The 15,406-nt window shown below is 67.4% G+C and carries 19 protein-coding genes and 1 tRNA gene; 10 read left to right on the forward strand and 10 right to left on the reverse strand.

Annotated features, from left to right (window positions below; genetic code table 11):
* Window positions 1-180: 180 nt before the first annotated feature.
* The 4 genes from BLS11_RS00310 to gnd form a co-directional block, all read right to left on the reverse strand.
* Window positions 181-253: transfer RNA gene (locus BLS11_RS00310), tRNA-Arg, on the reverse strand.
* 52 nt (window positions 254-305) lie between these two features.
* The gene (locus tag BLS11_RS00315) at window positions 306-1,724 is read right to left on the reverse strand and encodes an MATE family efflux transporter (protein ID WP_092534332.1); all 1,419 of its coding nucleotides are present in this window, start codon (window positions 1,722-1,724) and stop codon (window positions 306-308) included.
* A 240-nt stretch (window positions 1,725-1,964) separates the two neighbouring features.
* Window positions 1,965-2,552, reverse strand: coding sequence for a 2Fe-2S iron-sulfur cluster-binding protein (locus BLS11_RS00320; protein ID WP_092531367.1), 588 nt, complete (start codon window positions 2,550-2,552; stop codon window positions 1,965-1,967).
* Window positions 2,553-2,663: 111 nt separating this feature from the next.
* On the reverse strand, window positions 2,664-3,563 hold the full coding sequence (gene gnd, locus BLS11_RS00325; RefSeq protein ID WP_092531369.1) for a phosphogluconate dehydrogenase (NAD(+)-dependent, decarboxylating): 900 nt from the start codon (window positions 3,561-3,563) through the stop codon (window positions 2,664-2,666).
* 127 nt (window positions 3,564-3,690) lie between these two features.
* Here gnd and BLS11_RS00330 point away from each other — a divergent pair, with 127 nt between their 5' ends.
* The 3 genes from BLS11_RS00330 to BLS11_RS00340 all read left to right on the forward strand — a co-directional run bounded on the left by BLS11_RS00330 (window position 3,691) and on the right by BLS11_RS00340 (window position 5,767).
* Window positions 3,691-4,089 carry a CBS domain-containing protein gene (locus BLS11_RS00330; RefSeq protein ID WP_092534335.1) on the forward strand — a complete coding sequence of 133 codons (399 nt, stop codon included), beginning with the start codon at window positions 3,691-3,693 and terminating at the stop codon, window positions 4,087-4,089.
* 58 nt (window positions 4,090-4,147) lie between these two features.
* Complete coding sequence (locus BLS11_RS00335; protein ID WP_092531371.1) at window positions 4,148-5,245, forward strand: aminopeptidase; 1,098 nt, start codon at window positions 4,148-4,150, stop codon at window positions 5,243-5,245.
* Window positions 5,246-5,389: 144 nt separating this feature from the next.
* Window positions 5,390-5,767 (forward strand): Hsp20/alpha crystallin family protein, encoded by a 378-nt coding sequence (locus BLS11_RS00340; protein WP_092531373.1) that lies wholly within the window; start codon window positions 5,390-5,392, stop codon window positions 5,765-5,767.
* A gap of 90 nt (window positions 5,768-5,857) precedes the next feature.
* Here BLS11_RS00340 and BLS11_RS19805 read toward each other — a convergent pair whose 3' ends face one another.
* The gene (locus BLS11_RS19805) at window positions 5,858-5,980 is read right to left on the reverse strand and encodes a hypothetical protein (protein WP_258555490.1); all 123 of its coding nucleotides are present in this window, start codon (window positions 5,978-5,980) and stop codon (window positions 5,858-5,860) included.
* Window positions 5,981-6,117: 137 nt separating this feature from the next.
* Here BLS11_RS19805 and BLS11_RS00345 point away from each other — a divergent pair, with 137 nt between their 5' ends.
* Genes BLS11_RS00345 through arsN2 form a run of 4 tightly spaced genes read left to right on the forward strand, consistent with a single transcriptional unit; the run spans window position 6,118 to window position 7,990 of the window.
* Window positions 6,118-6,528, forward strand: a complete 411-nt coding sequence (locus BLS11_RS00345) for a 30S ribosomal protein S6e (RefSeq protein ID WP_092531375.1) — start codon at window positions 6,118-6,120, stop codon at window positions 6,526-6,528.
* A gap of 12 nt (window positions 6,529-6,540) precedes the next feature.
* Window positions 6,541-6,972 (forward strand): DUF7112 family protein, encoded by a 432-nt coding sequence (locus BLS11_RS00350; protein WP_092531377.1) that lies wholly within the window; start codon window positions 6,541-6,543, stop codon window positions 6,970-6,972.
* 57 nt (window positions 6,973-7,029) lie between these two features.
* On the forward strand, window positions 7,030-7,506 hold the full coding sequence (locus tag BLS11_RS00355; protein WP_092531379.1) for a DUF5807 family protein: 477 nt from the start codon (window positions 7,030-7,032) through the stop codon (window positions 7,504-7,506).
* Between the two features lie 43 nt (window positions 7,507-7,549).
* Complete coding sequence (arsN2, locus tag BLS11_RS00360) at window positions 7,550-7,990, forward strand: arsenic resistance N-acetyltransferase ArsN2 (RefSeq protein WP_092531381.1); 441 nt, start codon at window positions 7,550-7,552, stop codon at window positions 7,988-7,990.
* A 15-nt stretch (window positions 7,991-8,005) separates the two neighbouring features.
* Here the strand turns inward: arsN2 and BLS11_RS00365 are convergent, their stop codons facing one another.
* Window positions 8,006-9,256 carry a DHH family phosphoesterase gene (locus BLS11_RS00365; RefSeq protein ID WP_092531383.1) on the reverse strand — a complete coding sequence of 417 codons (1,251 nt, stop codon included), beginning with the start codon at window positions 9,254-9,256 and terminating at the stop codon, window positions 8,006-8,008.
* A 71-nt stretch (window positions 9,257-9,327) separates the two neighbouring features.
* Entirely contained in the window at window positions 9,328-9,795 is a 468-nt protein-coding gene (locus tag BLS11_RS00370) for a universal stress protein (protein ID WP_092531385.1), read from the reverse strand.
* Between the two features lie 101 nt (window positions 9,796-9,896).
* Between BLS11_RS00370 and BLS11_RS00375 the strand changes: the two genes are divergently transcribed.
* The gene (locus tag BLS11_RS00375) at window positions 9,897-10,355 is read left to right on the forward strand and encodes a universal stress protein (protein WP_092531387.1); all 459 of its coding nucleotides are present in this window, start codon (window positions 9,897-9,899) and stop codon (window positions 10,353-10,355) included.
* A 34-nt stretch (window positions 10,356-10,389) separates the two neighbouring features.
* Here BLS11_RS00375 and BLS11_RS00380 read toward each other — a convergent pair whose 3' ends face one another.
* Window positions 10,390-10,935 carry a GNAT family N-acetyltransferase gene (locus tag BLS11_RS00380; RefSeq protein WP_092531389.1) on the reverse strand — a complete coding sequence of 182 codons (546 nt, stop codon included), beginning with the start codon at window positions 10,933-10,935 and terminating at the stop codon, window positions 10,390-10,392.
* Window positions 10,932-11,300, reverse strand: coding sequence for a universal stress protein (locus tag BLS11_RS00385; protein ID WP_092531391.1), 369 nt, complete (start codon window positions 11,298-11,300; stop codon window positions 10,932-10,934). Before BLS11_RS00385 ends, BLS11_RS00380 begins: the two co-directional genes overlap by 4 nt.
* A gap of 97 nt (window positions 11,301-11,397) precedes the next feature.
* Here BLS11_RS00385 and BLS11_RS00390 point away from each other — a divergent pair, with 97 nt between their 5' ends.
* Entirely contained in the window at window positions 11,398-12,249 is an 852-nt protein-coding gene (locus BLS11_RS00390) for a DUF5806 family protein (protein WP_449404956.1), read from the forward strand.
* Window positions 12,250-12,270: 21 nt separating this feature from the next.
* Here BLS11_RS00390 and BLS11_RS00395 read toward each other — a convergent pair whose 3' ends face one another.
* Window positions 12,271-12,780, reverse strand: a complete 510-nt coding sequence (locus BLS11_RS00395; RefSeq protein WP_092531393.1) for a DUF7529 family protein — start codon at window positions 12,778-12,780, stop codon at window positions 12,271-12,273.
* A gap of 93 nt (window positions 12,781-12,873) precedes the next feature.
* Here BLS11_RS00395 and BLS11_RS00400 point away from each other — a divergent pair, with 93 nt between their 5' ends.
* The gene (locus tag BLS11_RS00400; RefSeq protein ID WP_092531395.1) at window positions 12,874-15,345 is read left to right on the forward strand and encodes an ABC transporter ATP-binding protein; all 2,472 of its coding nucleotides are present in this window, start codon (window positions 12,874-12,876) and stop codon (window positions 15,343-15,345) included.
* Window positions 15,346-15,406: the final 61 nt, after the last annotated feature.

Consider the following 15,406-nt stretch of genomic DNA (forward strand, 5'->3'; position numbering starts at 1 on the left):
TAAGCGGTTCATGACAATACAATGGATAGAATTACCTATCTTGGTCACGTTTGACTCTAGAGAATCACGTGACGGCGACGACCCGGGATATGTAGCATGACGAACTCACCTTACGGACAAGGACGGGGTACATAAACGATCTACCGCCGTCTGTTGAATTCAGACCGTCATGGAGAATGACGGACCCGACGGGATTTGAACCCGCGACATCTTGGTCCGGAACCAAGCACTCTGTCCGCTGAGCTACGGGCCCTCGGGCGTTCGTACACCGTCGCGCAGTATAACCGTTGTGAAAGGTCGTACCGTCAGTCCCCTGTCGCCTGCCCGCGGTCGATGACGGACGCTTTCCACGTCCCGCGGGTGAACCACAGGCCGGCGGCGACGGCGCCGAGAATCTGGCCGAAGGCGATTCCGATCCAGATGCCCGTCTCGCCGAAGTCCCGCACGAACGAGAGGTAGTAGACGACGGGGATGCGACCGAACCAGAGGGCGAAAAGCGAGAACGCAAGCGCCGTCTTCGTGTTGCCCGCGCCGCGGTACGCGCCGAGGACGACCTGCAGGAGGCCGATGAAGCCGAACTCGAACGCGCGGACGCGGACGTAGTCCGCGCCGTACGCGACGGTTTGGGCGGCGGCGTCCGTCCCCGTGCCGATGAAGACGCCGACGATGGGTTCCGCGAAGACGTACGCGACGACGCCGATGAGTATCATCACGCTCGACCCGGCTTTCACCGCCATCCAGACGGCGCGTTCGGCCCGGTCGGGTTTCCCGGCGCCGAGGTTCTGCCCGACGATGGTGTTCGTCGCCCGCCCCAACCCCAACGCCGGGAGGAATATCAGAGAGACGAGGCGGTTGCCGAGTCCGTACGCCGCGAGTACCTCCGGGACGAACGTGACGACCATCGCGGTCAGCATGATGAGTCCGAGGGCGCTTGCGGACTGTTCGACTGCGCTCGGAACGCCGATTCGGACGATTTTCCGGACGACGTTCGGTCGGGGCCGGAAGTCCGACGGCGAGACGTTCGGCCCGGCGCTGGTGTAGAAGATGATGTAGACGCCCATGACCGTGGCGACGAGGCGGGAGAGCACCGTCGCCAGCGCCGCACCCTCGATGCCCATCCCTTCGAAACCGGTGGCGGCGAACAACGCCGCTTCGACGCCGGAGGCGCCGAGCATGCCGAAAAGCGGGTTCGACTCGAAGCCGAAGATGAAGACGGGGTCGATGACGACGTTGACGAGGACGCTGACGAACATGACGGCCATCGGCGCGCGCGTGTTGCCGTACCCGCGCATCAGCGCCGAGAAGACGAAGAAGCCGAACAGCGCGGGGAGGCCGAGGAAGAAGATGCGCATGTAATCTGCGGCCATCGGGACGACCTGTTCGGCCGTCGCGGGGGAACTCGGGAGGACCGAGAGCATCGCGTCCGTGGCGAAGAAGCCGAGGACGCCGACGACGACGGCGATGAGGGTGATGAAGCCGAGCGTCTGGCCGGCGACGGTTCCCGCCGACGCCTCGCTGTCGGCCCCGGTGTACTGCGCGACGAGGGTGCTCCCGGCGACGGTGAACCCGCCGCCGACGGAGATGAGAAGGAAGATGAGCGGGAACGCGAGGCTGATGGCGGCGACGGCGTCCGTTGAGAGGCGTCCGAGCCAGACGGTGTCTGCCAGATTGTACGCGACCTGCAGCAGTTCGGTGACGATGATGGGCCACGCGAGCGCGAACATCGGGCGCTTCAGGCCGCCCTCGGTGAGCGACCCGCCGGCCGTTGCGGGGTTGGAGGGCACTGAGCGGTACGAACGACGCTCTTCCGCTTCAACTTGTGGATTGTCGAATAGGTTGCCGACTGTTTCGAATCGAAATACGACGCCGAACTCCGGGGACGAACCGCCCGCTGTCGGCGTTCGGACGGCGGCGGAGTCGGAAAAACGAGAACCTCGGGGTCGTTCGAGACGCGCGTCTCGACGTTAGGGCGCCTCGCCCGTCTCGATAGTGAAGTCCGCGCGCGGGTAGGCGACGCAGGTGAGCGTGTACCCTTCGCCGAGTTCGGAGTCGTCGAGCATCTGCTGGTCGTCGTGGACGACGTAGTCCTCGGAGTTACCGCCCGAGGTGATCTGGCCGGCACAGGAGACGCACTGGCCCTGCCGGCAGGCGTACGGGAGGTCCCAGCCTTCGTCCTCGCCGGATTCGAGGACGGTCTTGTTGTTGGCGACTTCGACGGTTTCGCCCTGCTTTGCGAACTCCACCTCGAAGTACTCGACTTCGTCCTCGGGGATGTCCGCCGGGCTTCCGGCGTCCTCGCCGTCGCTGTCTTCGAGTTCTGCGCCCTCTTCGCCCGCGCCGACGGCGCCCGCCGCGACGCCGCCGCCGCCGATGGACCGGTTCATCGGTTCGGGGAAGTCCGTCTCCGGGACGGTGCTCGCCCGGCGTTCGAGGACCTCTTGGGAGATGTCGGCGCTGGGCTGCCACTCGGTGCCCCGCGAGAAGTGCAGGACGACTGCGACGAGCGTCAGGGTCGCGCCGAGACCCAGACCCACGAGGTTGATTTCGACCATGAGGGGCGCTACGGAGTCGGGGGTTAAGGAAATTATGATTATCTCGGCGACGGTGGCTCCCGATTCGACGGGCGTACTACGCCGTCTCGGACGGGATTCCGGTCCCGTAACTCACTCCTCTTCGCGCACGACTTCGTGGCGGCCGAACCCGTACCGGAGTCGGTTCGCCAGACGGCGGGAGAACCGCGCCTCGTCGCGACTGCCGAAGCGTTCGGCGAGGGCCTGATAGATGAGCGGAACCGGCACCTCCTGCCGAAGGGCCTCTTGGACGGTCCACGTCCCGGTGGACCCGCCGGAGACGTGGTCGGCCACGTCGCCGAGGTCCGATCCCTCCTCGCGGAACGCCTCCTCGCAGAGTTCCAACAGCCACGACCGGATGACAGCGCCGTTGTTCCACGTCTTCGCGACGGATTCGAGGTCGAGGTCGTACCGGCCGTTCGCCAGCAGTTCGAAGCCCTCGCCGTACGCCTGCATGAGTGCGTACTCGACGCCGTTGTGGACCATCTTCACGTAGTGGCCCGACCCGGCGGGACCCATTCGGTCGTGACCGTCGGGGCCGGTGGCGACGGCGTCGAAGACGGGCGTCATCTCGTCGTACGCCCACTGCGGGCCGCCGACCATGAGCGAGAAGCCGAGTTCCGCGCCCGCGGGGCCGCCGGAGGTGCCGCAGTCGAGGTACGCCGCCGTCGTCTCCTCGGCGCGGCGGACCGACTTCTCGAAGTGGGAGTTGCCGCCGTCGACCACCACGTCGTCGGAATCGAGGTGGGGCGCGAGTTCCTCCAACGTCGCGTCCACCGCCTCGCCCGCGGGGACCATGAGCCAGATGCGCTTGTCGTCGCCGAGGCGGTCCGCGAGGTCGGCGACGCTCTCTGCGGGCGTCGCGCCCGCGTCGGCGGCCGTCGCCACGGCCTCCGCGCTGAGGTCGAAGGCGACGACTTCGTGGCCCGCCTCTACGACTCTGGTCACGACTATCTGCCCCATGCGGCCGAGTCCGATGACGCCCAGTTGCATGCGTGGCCGTCCATCGGCGGGGGAGGTAGTGGTTCCGATTCCGAGGGATGGGCCGGCGTTCGGGCCTCCGTTCTCGCCTCCGGAAACGCCCGTCGCGCCTATGGACGTTCGCGTCGTAGTCTCGTCCATGCTCGGGGACTTGACACGTACGGATGCGCTGACCGCGGCACCGGAGACGACAGTCGCCGACGCGGCGGAAGCGATGCGAACGCGCGATGCGGATATCGTCGTCGTCGTGGACGAGAACCGCCCGCTGGGACTCCTCACGCCCGAAACCGTCGGCCGCGCCGTCGTCGCCGACGAGGACGTGCGCGAGATGGCGGTGGGGGAGTTGGTCGGAGACGACCCGGTGACAGTACACGAAACGGCCGACCGGGAGGCCCTCGTGCGCCTGTTCGCCCGGCGGGACGCCCGCGCGGCGATCGTCGTGGACGAGGGAGACGAGTACGCCGGCGTCGTCACGTTCGAGGACCTGTTGGCGGCGTACGCCCGCGAGTTCGACGCCCTCCTCGAACTCGCCGAGTGAGGGTTCGGCCGGACGGTGAGTAAGGGAGATTTTTCTCCGCCGCGGGCGACTCGCGGGTATGGACCTACGCATCCGAGAGCACGCCGAAGTGCTCGTAGACTGGAGTGCGCGCGTCGAACCCGGCGACGACGTGGTCGTAAGCGTCGCCGAGGGCGCGCACGAACTCGCCGTCGCCGTCGCCGAGAAACTGGGCGAACGCGGCGCGAACGTCGTGACGACGTACGCCTCCGACGAGGTGTCCCGCGCGTACCTCCGCGCGCACGACGGCGACTTCGAGACGTCGGACCACGAACTCGCCCTCTACGAGAACGCCGACTCGGTGCTGTTCCTCGGCGGCGGCCGCAACACGTTCGCCACCGCGGACGTGCCGGGAGAGACGCGACAGGCCGCCTCGCGCGCGAATCAGGCGGTCCGCGAGGCCCGCATGGACACCGACTGGGTGTCCACCGTCCACCCCACCCGCTCGCTGGCCCAACAGGCGGGGATGTCCGTCGAACAGTACCGCGAGTTCGTCTACGACGCCGTCCTCCGCGACTGGGAGGCGTTGGCCGAGGAGATGGCCAAGATGAAGGAGGTACTCGACGAGGGGAGCGAGGTGCGGTTGGTGAAAGGCGACGGCACCGACCTGTCCATGTCCATCGAGGGCCGCACCGCCGTCAACTCCGCCGCCTCCGTCGCCTACGACTCCCACAACCTCCCCTCCGGCGAGGTGTTCACCGCGCCGTACGACCCGGAGGGCGAGGTGTTCTTCGACGTGCCGATGACGCTCTCGGGCACGCGCGTGCGAAACGTCCACCTCACGTTCGAGGGCGGCGAGGTGGTCGAGTACGCCGCCGAGACGGGCGAGGACGCCCTCGGGGACATCCTCGACACCGACGAGGGCGCGCGCCGCCTCGGCGAACTCGGCATCGGGATGAACCGCGGCATCGACCGCTTTACGGACAACATCCTCTTCGACGAGAAGATGGGCGACACCGTCCACCTCGCCGTCGGGCGCGCGTACGACTCCTGTCTCCCCGAGGGCGAGGCGGGGAACGACTCCGCCGTCCACACGGACATGATAACCGACGTGAGCGACGAGTCCAGACTCGAAGTGGACGGCGACGTCGTCCAACGGAACGGTCGGTTCCGGTGGGAGGACGGGTTCGAGGAGTGACCGGCGAACGCGAACCGATATAAGCGGCCGTGCGTCGCCTCTAGGCGGATTAAATTCCGTTAATTCGGCATTTTGTCGCACAGTATCGGACAAGATTTTAGTCCGCGGAGCGGCAATTATCGCCTGTACTCGGAGGTGAGACTGATGCTCCCGACCACCACGTCCTGGACGCAAGGTCTCGACCTTCCCGGCCGAATCCTCTCGGACGGACCGTTCGCCAACCGACCCGACGAGGGGTACGAACTGTACGAAGCGGAGGACGAGTTCGTCCTCAGCATCGACGTGCCGGGGTTCGACCCCGAGGAGATCGATCTGCGGTGGCACGACGGTCGGTTGACCGTCGCCGCCGAACGCGTCGACGAGGAGCGCAACCGCAAGAAGACCTACCACCGGTCGTTCCGCCTGCCGAAGCGGGTCACCCCCGAAGAGGCCGAAGCCTCCTACCACAACGGCCTCCTCGAAGTCCGCCTGCCCATCGAGGGGCAGATGACCCGCGGTACCGAGATTCCCATCGAGAGCTGATCGACCGGTGACTCCGCCGGCCCGCCCGGACGCCGATTTTTTCTCCGCCGACTCCCGGTAGCGGTCCGACCCCCGACGCCGAGTCGGCTCTCAGTCGAGCGCCTGCATCGTCGCTCCGCACCGCGGGCAGACGGTCGTCGGGTCGCCCGGTTCCGACTGGAAGCCGCACCGCGCGCACTCGTACCACAGCGACCGATCGAACGAGTCCGTCATGCCGTCGGCTACGAGTTTATCCGCGTTAATCATTATCGTGGACAGCGGTGAGTGTACCGAACGCCGACCTGTCGGCTCCGTCGCCGACCGGAGTCGCTTTCGACGTACTTTTTATCGGCGGTCGTTTCGTTCCACCCATGGCAGACTTCAAGGTTGTCGTCTCCGACCCCGACACCGGGAACACCTACCAGTTCGAGGTCGACGGACAGGATGCGAACCGATTCCTCGGCCGCGACATCGGCGACGAGGTAGACGGCGCGCCCGTCGGACTCGACGGCTTCACGCTCGAACTCACCGGCGGTTCCGACCAGGCCGGACGCCCGATGCGAGACAACGTCGCCGGCTCGAACCTCAAGGAACTCCTCCTCGAGGGTGGCGTCGGCTACAAGCCGAACCGCGAGGGCGAACGCAAGCGCGTCACCGTCCGCGGTCGGCAGGTCTCCGAGGAGACCGCACAGATAAACGCGAAAGTCGTCGGCGGCGACGGCGACGTCGCCGCCGCCCTCGGCGAGGGCGACGAAGGCGACGACGAAGACGAAGACGAGTAACGACGCAGACTCGTGTCCGAACGCGTCCCCAGCGACCACGCCTCGGTCACGACGTTTCGCGCGAACGTCGCGCGTAGCGGCGGGACTCGACGGCCCTGCCTCCGCCTCCCCGACGAGGCGGACTTAGAGGAGGGCGACCTGATTCGCCTCCTCGTCGGCGGGGGGCACTACCACGCCCGCGTCGATGCGGACGCGTCCGGGCGACTCGTTCGCGGCGCGTACGACAACAAGCGACTCGCTCGGAACCCCGGCGAGGGGGAGAACCGCCTCGCCGAGTGGTGTTCGGAGACGGGTCGCGACCCCGGGTCGGCGGTCGAACTCGACGAACTCGAACCCGGGTTCTGTTACGGCCTGCGCGAACCCGGCAAACGCACCGTCTACTCCGTGCCGAAGCGACCGAACGCCTCTCTCTCCGACATCGCCGAGAAGTTCGGCGGCGAGTAGCCGGTCGTTCGTCTCCGAGTTCAGGCGCTTTTTACGCCTCCGCGCGTCAGAGAGGGTATGAGCAAACTCGACGAGTTCCTCGCGGGCGAACGCGTAGACGACGTGGCGCTGTTTCTCACCCACGAGTACCTCGACAGTCAGGGGAAACTACCGAACCTCGGCGAGGAGGTGGAGAACGGCTACGTCCTCGTCGTGGACGGCGACGACGGCCGCCGCGCGTTCGCCGCCGGAACCGGCATGGACGCCATGGAGTTCGCCCAGCAAGCGACGGGGTCGAAGAGCCACGTCGACCGCGACTTAGGCGGCGGCGAGTGTCCGAACCGCGCGCCCGACGAGAACCACCAGACTCGGTTCATCTTCGCGTTCGCCGAGGAACAGAACGAGGGCGTCGGCGGCCTGTACGAACAGGGCGACGTGATTCACGCCTACGCGCACTGCGAGTGCGGGACGGACTACTCCGACCGGTGGGTCGTCGGCGCGGAGGCGGAGACGGGCGTCCAACCCGGCGAGGACGAACCCGCCGAGGCGCAGTAGGTTCCGGAAAACGTATTTGTCGCGTCGGGTGGTACTCCGTCGCATGGACGAACCGACCGTGACGCTCCGAGGGGCGGCGGACTCCCTCTCGTACGTCGAGACGGTACTGGAGGCGAACGGGTTGCCCGCCCGGGACGTGCGGTCGAAGCCGGACTGCTTCTACGTCGGAGACGATGGGGGAGAGGCCGTCGGCGTCGGCGGCGTCGAGGCGTACGGGTCGTACGGACTCCTCCGCTCCGTCGCCGTCGAGGAGTCGGCGCGGGGCGAGGGGTACGGAACGGCGCTCTGCGACGCACTCGAAGCGGAGGCCCGCGAGTCGGGCGTCGAAACGCTGTACCTCCTCACCACCACCGCCGCCGAGTTCTTCGCCGACAGGGGGTACGAGGAGACGAACCGCTCGGATACGCCCGAAGCGATACGCGAGACGACCGAGTTCGAAGAACTCTGTCCCGCGTCGGCCGTCTGCATGAAGAAGTCGCTGTGACTCCGATTCGGTCCCTCAGCGGTCGGTTTCGACGCCCTCGTCGTCGTAGACGCCCTGTTCCGCTCGCTCCGCGACTCGCTCGAACGCCGCGAGGATGACGCGCTTTGCGGCGCTTCCCTGCGTCGTCCAGTGGTTCGCGTAGTCGAGCATGTCGTCGTAGATGTCGGGCTTACATCCCGCGGCTTTCGGGTGGCCGCCGCCGTTGACCTGCCCGGCGACTTCGTGACACAGCTCGAAGTTCTCCGTGCCGCGGATGCTGGCGCTTCCGGCGGGTTTGACGACGACGGCGGCGTCGGCGCCCTCCTCGCGGAGCGCTTCCGCCACCTCGTTCTGCGAACACCGGCCGTAGGTGACGCCGACGGTCCACGGGCCGACGGACTTCAGTTCCGCGCGCGAGACGGCGCGTTCGATGAGTCGCTCCTTCTCGACGCGCCGGAGTTCGACGAACTCCGCGGCCACGTCCGGCAGGTCCGCGCCGTACGCGCCGACGACGGTGACGTACTCCTCGGCGTCCGTCCAGTAGGCGTAGTCCGCCAAGTCGTCGCTGCGGGCGTCCTCGCGTATCCACAGGTCGTGGTCGCGCGTGACCGCCGCGAGTTCGGCGAACCGGTCGTCGAACTCGTAGTCCAGAGAGCGAAGCGTCACGTCCGTCGAACACTCCTCGTCGGACTCGCCGACGACGAGTCCGACGCCCGCCTCTTCGACGGCGTCGGCCACGTCGTCTTTCCACTGGTGGTGGTCGAACCAGCGCACCTCCGAGGCCGTCTCGACGAGTCGGTCGAGTTCCTCCTCGACGTACTCGTACTTGTCGGGGCAGAGGTCGCAGACGAACACGTCGACGCCCTCCGGCGCGTACTCGGCGACGTTGTCGAAGTCGTCTTCGAGCGAGTAGGGGCCGGAGCCGACGAGGGCGACTGCGGACCCCGGCGCGACGTCCTCCTCCTCGGGCACGTCGACTTCCGCCTCCTCCTCGTCGTCTTCGGGGTCGGTCGTCCCCTCCAGCCGTTCGATTCGCTCCGCAATCTCCTCCTCGAACGGTTCGGGGTCGAGTGCCGCGCCGTACGCTTCCCGAAGCAGGGCGACGCACCCGAGTCCGTCGGCGTCCGTGTCGGCGACGACGACGACTTCGGCGTCCTCGACGGCCTCTTTCACCAACTCCTCGGAGCGGTCTTCGTCGAGCGAATCGGGGTAGAAGAATCCCGCGCCCGGAAGCTGGGACTTCCGCGAGAGCGAGAGCCGAGAGCTGTCGATGAGTTCGTCTTCCATACCCGAGGCGAGGGGGCCGGGGATGAAAACGCCGGTGGTCCCTCGCCGTCGGCGGCCTCTCGAAATCGCGCTCAGGCCATCTCGGGCGTCCCGGTCGGTCCGTCCTCCGTCTCGCCGTCGGCCAGTTGGCGGACGGTCAACACCGGGACGGGGCACGTTCGAACGACGCGTTCGGCCACCGAGCCGATGAGAAAGCGGTTCTCGCCGTGGCGGCCGCGGGTGCCCATCGCCACCATGTCTGCGTCGTTCTCGCGGGCGTAGTCGCCGATGACGCCGGCGGGTCGTCCCTCCACGACGGCGGTGGTCACCTCGCGCTCCGTCTCCTCTTGGACCTCCGCGAGGGCCTGCTCGCCGCGGTCCGCGAGGGCCTCGCGCATCTCGTCGCGGAGTCGTTCCGGCGAGGACTCCACCTCGCTCTCGTCGACGACGTAGAGGACGTGGACGCCCGCCTCGAACCGGTCTGCGAGGTCCAACGCGACGTCGATAGCCCGGCGGACGCTCTCGGACCCGTCCGTCGCGATGACGATGGTGTCGAACATGGGCGCGGTTTCACCGTGGGGCGGCATAAATCCAAGCCGTCGTTATCGCTTCTGGGACGCGGAGGTGAGGCTTTTTCCCGTCGGCCGTCGCATGGGCGGATATGACCGACCGCCGTCCGCTGGACGTGGACCTCGTCCTCGTTCCCGTCGACCGGAGCGACGAATCCGCCGCCGCCGTCGAATGCGCCTGCGCCATCGCCGCCGAGTACGACGCGGGCGTGCACGCCGTTCACGTCCTCGGCGAGGACGTGGTCCGCGCGATAGAGACGGGTGCCGTGGACGACGACGAGGTGGCGGCCGACGGCGAGGCCATCACGCAGACGACGAAGGACATCGCCGCGGAGTACGAGGTGGACCTCGCTACCTCCGTCGCCTACGGCTTCTCGACGAAGATGAAGCTCCGGCATCCGGGGAGCGTCGTCCTCGACACCGCCGAGGAACTCGACGCGGACTTCGTCGTCGTCCCGCGGGAACCCGTCTCGGGCGACCCCGGCGAGGTGTTGGCGAAGGCCGCGGAGTACGTCCTGCTGTACGCGACGCAGCCGGTGCTGTCGGTCTGAGACGCGCCGCCGCGCCGAACGGCCGCGTCCGAATCTACGACTCGCTCTCGTTGAGTCGAAGCGCCATCTCCACCTCGAAGCTCTCGGAGTCGGTCGTCTCGAAGCCTATCTTCTTGTACAGACTCACCGCCGCGCGGTTCCACCGTTCGACGGTGAGCCACACCTTCTCGACGCCGGACTCGCACCCGTGACCGAGGAGGGCGCGCATCAGCTTCGTCCCGATGCCTGCCTCTTGGTACTCTTGGAGCACGAAGATGGCGAGTTCGTACGCGTCGCCGTCGGGAACGAGCGTCGCGTGCCCGGCGGCCTCGTCGCCGTGCCACGCGACGACGTTGAGACACTCCTCGTCGAGGATGTTCTCCAACCAGTCGCGGACCCGACTCTCCTGTCCCGGCGGGATGCCCTGCGCCCGGTCCGCCGGGTCGAACTCGAGGTACATCGAGACGAGCGCCTCGAACTCCGCTTCGGACCCGTCGTACGCCCGGAGTTCTATCTTCCTTCCCTCGCGGTCCTCGAACGACTGCGGCGGCCCCTCGAACGGCCCGGCGGGGTCGCCCGGATAGCGTCGCTCCGGTGTCATCGGACTAGCGAGACGGTGACGTGGGAGTTCAACAGGACGAACTCGGCGATGCCGCCGATGTTTATCTTCCCCATCGGACTCCGCTTCCCCCCGCCGAGAACTATCTTCTCGAACTCCTCCTCTTCGGCGAGGCCGACGAGACGACTCCCCGGGTCGCCTTCGACTCGCCGAATCTCCGCGTCGACCCCCTCGTCTTCGAGGAGTCGGCGGGCCATCTCCTCCAGTTCGTCTTTCGACCGGTCCGAGGCCGGGTTGTCCACTATCGCGACGGTCAGGTCGTCGCCCGCGACTGCGGTGCGCGACACCGTCTGCTCTAACGCCCGGACCGAGTCGTCGCTTCCCCCGATTCCCAAGAGAACCTTCATGGCAGGCTATGTCGTGTGGCCGGTAGAAAACAGTTGCCCGTGGGCCCCCGCGACCGGCGGACCCCGCCGACGGAACCCTTTTCCGGTACGCCGGGAAATCCCGCGTATGAGCGACGAGAACCCCACACCCGCCGACGACGCGCCGGCGAACGAGGGCGACGACCCCCGCTCGTCGCCCCCGGGGACGGCGGGCGACGAGGAGGCGGGTCCGACCGACGAACCGGACGGAGACGACGGCCGAACCGAGGCGGACGACGAGCGAATCGAAACCGACGGCGAGTCCGCGAACGACGACGCAGGCGGCCTCGAAACCGGCACCGACGACGAGAGCGTGGACGCCGCAAACGACCCCGACGCCGAGAACGCGGCCGACGGGAGCGCGGATTCCGAGAGTTCCGACGCCGCAGAGAGCGACGGTGACGACGACCCCGCCGACGCGCCGCCGAGCGACGTGCAGAAGTACGCGCGCTTCAAGAAGATGGACGGCGCGGAGTACGACCGGGTCAACGAGTTCCTGCGCGACCGGACGTACGTCACCGCCCGCGAGTGGGCCATCGCGCGCCTCTGTGCCGACTTCCGCACGGAGACGGGCGTCGAGATGACGAAGATAGGGAACAACCTCCCGCAACTCGTCCCGTTCATGACGGACACGTACACGCCGCAGGCGGTCAACCAAGCCCGCTCCTCGTTCGAGGACAAGGTCCGGAAGTCGGGCGCGACGTTCCTATACGGCGCGATGTCGGGCTTCTTCACGGCCGAAGAACTCGACGAACTGATGTACGAAGTCTCCGAGATAGCGAAGTTCCTCCTCGAAGTCGAGGGCGTCGACCTCTCCGTCGAGGACGAACTCGAGGCCGAAGAACGCATCTCAAGCGTGATGCGCGAGGTCAGGGAGGCGAGCGAGGAGTTCCGCGAGGAGGAACTCGCGGACGACGCGGCCGACGACTGAGGGCGACGGGTCGGGGACGCCCTACGCGCCGCCTTCGGGGAACAGCGGATTCGGGTCGCGCTGTTCGAAGACGACGCGCTTGTCGTCCGAGAGGGGCCGGACGATGACTCGCATCTCGTCGGCGTCGGCCGCCCGTTCGAGCATCGGCGCGGCCTCTTTCGTCCGGTAGTACATCGGAACGACGACCGCTCGCCCCGAATCCTCCGCGAGCATCGCGACGACGAGGAAAACCGTTCCGCCGCGTTCGGCGCGGTACGCGTCGTAGGAGTCGAACTCGGCCGTCTCGACGACGTCCTCGACGGTGTCGAACTCCTCTCCCGGGACGAGCACGTTCAACCCGTACTCCGCCGACGGTTCGGTGTCGAGCATCGCGGGGACGGGCGTCACGTCGCCCGGGTGGAGTTCGACCACGTCCCACCCCGCCTCGCGGTACTCCTCGGCCGTCGCCTCGGCGTCTCCGACGACGTCGTCCCAAAACTGCATCACGCCGGAGAGCGGATGCGCCCCCTCCTCCGAATTCGGGTCGTCCATGCCTTCAGTTGGTCCGCCGCGGCGGAAAAGTGTTCCACTCCCGACTTCCACAATTGCAAAGGTATTTGCGAATCAGGCAGAGATTGTGTGCCAATGCCTCTCCTCTCCATCTCGGACCTCCGGACGCAGTTCGCGACCGAACGCGGTCGCGTGAAGGCGGTAGACGGTGTCGACCTCGAAATCGACGAAGGTGAGACGGTCGGTCTCGTCGGCGAATCCGGCTCCGGAAAGAGCGTGACGGCGCTTTCCGCGATGGGCCTCGTGGACGACCCCGGCGAAGTCGTCGGCGGCGAGGTGACGCTCACGTCGCCCTCCCTCGCGGAGGAGTTCCGCGAGGCGTACCGCGACCCGCAGTTCGTCGAGGGCGACGAGATAGACATCACCGCCGCGCCCGAATCGGCCCTCCGGTCGATCCGGGGCGGCGAGATGAGCATGATATTCCAAGACCCCATGACCTCGCTCAACCCTGCACTCACCGTGGGCGAGCAAGTGGCCGAGAGCCTCCGACTCCACCAGTACGGCGGACGGAAGAAGGACTCGTGGCTCAACGCGGTCCGCGAGATTCTGCCGAAGATCGGCGGCGGCGAACTCGACGAGGCGGTCGTCGAACGAACCGTGGAGGTCCTCTCGGAGGTCGGCATCCCCGAACCCACCGCGCGCATCGACGAGTACCCCCACGAGTTCTCCGGCGGGATGCGCCAACGCGTCCTCATCGCAATCGCACTCGCGTGCCGCCCGAAACTGCTCGTCGCCGACGAACCGACGACGGCCCTCGACGTGACCATCCAGGCGCAGATCCTCGATCTCATCAACGACCTGCAGGACGACCTCGGGATGTCCATGCTGATGATAACGCACGACCTCGGCGTCGTCGCCGAGACGTGCGACCGCGTCGCGGTGATGTACGCGGGCGAAATCGTCGAGGAGGGACCGGTCGAGGAGATATTCCGGAACCCCTCGCACCCGTACACCTACGCGCTGTTGGAGTCCATCCCGACCGAGGAGAAAGACAGGCTCACCCCCATCGAGGGGAACGTCCCCGACCTCATCGACATGCCCGACGGCTGCCACTTCGCGCCCCGGTGTCCGTGGGCCACCGAGGAGTGTACCAGCGGAGAGATACCGTACCTCCAGCACGGGTCCGACGGCGTGGACCACCGCGCGAAGTGCATCTTCGAGGACTTCGACGAGAGCGAGTACGGCGACGGCGACTCGTTGGTCGCCACCGAGAGCGACATCGGCGAGGAACTCCTCCGCGCTGAGGGGTTGAAGAAGCACTTCTCGCGGGCGGACGGCCTCCTCGACGAGTGGCTCGGGTTCGAAGACGAGAGCGTGAAGGCGGTCGACGGCGTCGACCTCTCCATCTACGAGGGCGAGACGCTGGGCCTCGTCGGCGAATCCGGCTGCGGGAAATCGACGACGGGCCGGACCATCCTCCGACTACTGGACGCCACTGAGGGCCGCGTTCTCTTCGCGGGCGAGGACCTCACCGACCTCGAAGGGTCGGAACTCCGAGAGCGCCGCCGGGACCTCCAGATGATCTTCCAGGACCCGATGTCCAGTCTGGACCCCCGCATGACCGTCGGCCAGATAATCGCCGAACCGCTGAAGATACACGACCTCCCGGAGGAGTCGCCCCGGGACGGCGAGAACCGACGCGACCAGCGTCGCCGCCGGGTGAACGAACTCCTCGACGCCGTCGGGCTCGATCCGAGTCAGCGGACTCGATACCCCCACGAGATGTCCGGCGGACAGCGTCAGCGAGTCGGCATCGCCCGCGCACTCGCCGTCGACCCCGACTTCATCGTCTGCGACGAACCCGTCTCCGCACTCGACGTGAGCGTCCAAGCGCAGATCCTCAACCTGCTGGAAGACCTGCAGGAGGAGTTCGGACTGACGTACCTGTTCATCGCACACGACCTCTCGGTCGTCCGCCACATCTGCGACCGAATCGCCGTGATGTACCTCGGCGAAGTCGTGGAGACGGCGCCGACGAGCGACCTCTTCGACGACCCGAGGCACCCGTACACGCAGGCGCTCCTGTCGGCCATCCCCGTCCCCGACCCGACGGCGGACACCGACCGCGTGATCCTCGAAGGCGACGTGCCATCGCCCATCGACCCGCCCTCGGGGTGTCACTTCCGGACGCGGTGTCCGAAGGTCATCCCGCCCGCGGAGATCGACATCGAACAGGCGGCCTACCGCGAGGTGATGGACCTCCGCCAACGCGTCGAAGACCGGAAGATCGACCTCGAAGCGGCCCGCGAGGCCGCCGCCGAACGGACGGGAGGGGGGTCGCCGCCCGACCAGACGCCGACCGCCGCCGCGGACGGCGGCGTCTCCGCGGACTCCGTCGCCGACCTCCTCTACGACCGGTTCTTCACCGAACCGCTCGCGGGCGAGAACCGCGCCGTCGTGGAGTCCGCACTCGACGCCGTCGCCGCCGGCGAGTGGGAGACCGCGGCCGACCGACTCCGCGACCGGTTCGAGAGCGTCTGCGAACGGTCGGAACCGCATCTCTCGGAGGACGAGCATCCGGCGGCGTGCCACCTCGTCGACCGATAACGGGCCCGTCCCGCGAACGTATTCGAAACGTCGGTCAACTTCCCTCCGTCCGGATCATATA

The sequence above is a fragment of the Halopelagius longus genome (assembly GCF_900100875.1).
Taxonomy (GTDB): Archaea; Halobacteriota; Halobacteria; order Halobacteriales; family Haloferacaceae; genus Halopelagius; species Halopelagius longus.

What these genes read in the sequence shown, in the direction of transcription:
- BLS11_RS00330 (WP_092534335.1), top strand. Translation starts at nt 3,691, where the DNA reads ATGCTCGGGGACTTGACACGTACGGATGCGCTGACCGCGGCACCGGAG.
- arsN2 (WP_092531381.1), top strand. Translation starts at nt 7,550, where the DNA reads ATGGACGAACCGACCGTGACGCTCCGAGGGGCGGCGGACTCCCTCTCG.
- BLS11_RS00365 (WP_092531383.1), bottom strand. Translation starts at nt 9,256, where the DNA reads ATGGAAGACGAACTCATCGACAGCTCTCGGCTCTCGCTCTCGCGGAAG.
- gnd (WP_092531369.1), bottom strand. Translation starts at nt 3,563, where the DNA reads ATGCAACTGGGCGTCATCGGACTCGGCCGCATGGGGCAGATAGTCGTG.
- BLS11_RS00345 (WP_092531375.1), top strand. Translation starts at nt 6,118, where the DNA reads ATGGCAGACTTCAAGGTTGTCGTCTCCGACCCCGACACCGGGAACACC.
- BLS11_RS00400 (WP_092531395.1), top strand. Translation starts at nt 12,874, where the DNA reads ATGCCTCTCCTCTCCATCTCGGACCTCCGGACGCAGTTCGCGACCGAA.
- BLS11_RS00370 (WP_092531385.1), bottom strand. Translation starts at nt 9,795, where the DNA reads ATGTTCGACACCATCGTCATCGCGACGGACGGGTCCGAGAGCGTCCGC.
- BLS11_RS00335 (WP_092531371.1), top strand. Translation starts at nt 4,148, where the DNA reads ATGGACCTACGCATCCGAGAGCACGCCGAAGTGCTCGTAGACTGGAGT.
- BLS11_RS19805 (WP_258555490.1), bottom strand. Translation starts at nt 5,980, where the DNA reads ATGACGGACTCGTTCGATCGGTCGCTGTGGTACGAGTGCGCGCGGTGC.
- BLS11_RS00320 (WP_092531367.1), bottom strand. Translation starts at nt 2,552, where the DNA reads ATGGTCGAAATCAACCTCGTGGGTCTGGGTCTCGGCGCGACCCTGACG.
- BLS11_RS00380 (WP_092531389.1), bottom strand. Translation starts at nt 10,935, where the DNA reads ATGACACCGGAGCGACGCTATCCGGGCGACCCCGCCGGGCCGTTCGAG.
- BLS11_RS00340 (WP_092531373.1), top strand. Translation starts at nt 5,390, where the DNA reads ATGCTCCCGACCACCACGTCCTGGACGCAAGGTCTCGACCTTCCCGGC.
- BLS11_RS00375 (WP_092531387.1), top strand. Translation starts at nt 9,897, where the DNA reads ATGACCGACCGCCGTCCGCTGGACGTGGACCTCGTCCTCGTTCCCGTC.
- BLS11_RS00385 (WP_092531391.1), bottom strand. Translation starts at nt 11,300, where the DNA reads ATGAAGGTTCTCTTGGGAATCGGGGGAAGCGACGACTCGGTCCGGGCG.
- BLS11_RS00355 (WP_092531379.1), top strand. Translation starts at nt 7,030, where the DNA reads ATGAGCAAACTCGACGAGTTCCTCGCGGGCGAACGCGTAGACGACGTG.
- BLS11_RS00395 (WP_092531393.1), bottom strand. Translation starts at nt 12,780, where the DNA reads ATGGACGACCCGAATTCGGAGGAGGGGGCGCATCCGCTCTCCGGCGTG.
- BLS11_RS00315 (WP_092534332.1), bottom strand. Translation starts at nt 1,724, where the DNA reads ATGTTCGCGCTCGCGTGGCCCATCATCGTCACCGAACTGCTGCAGGTC.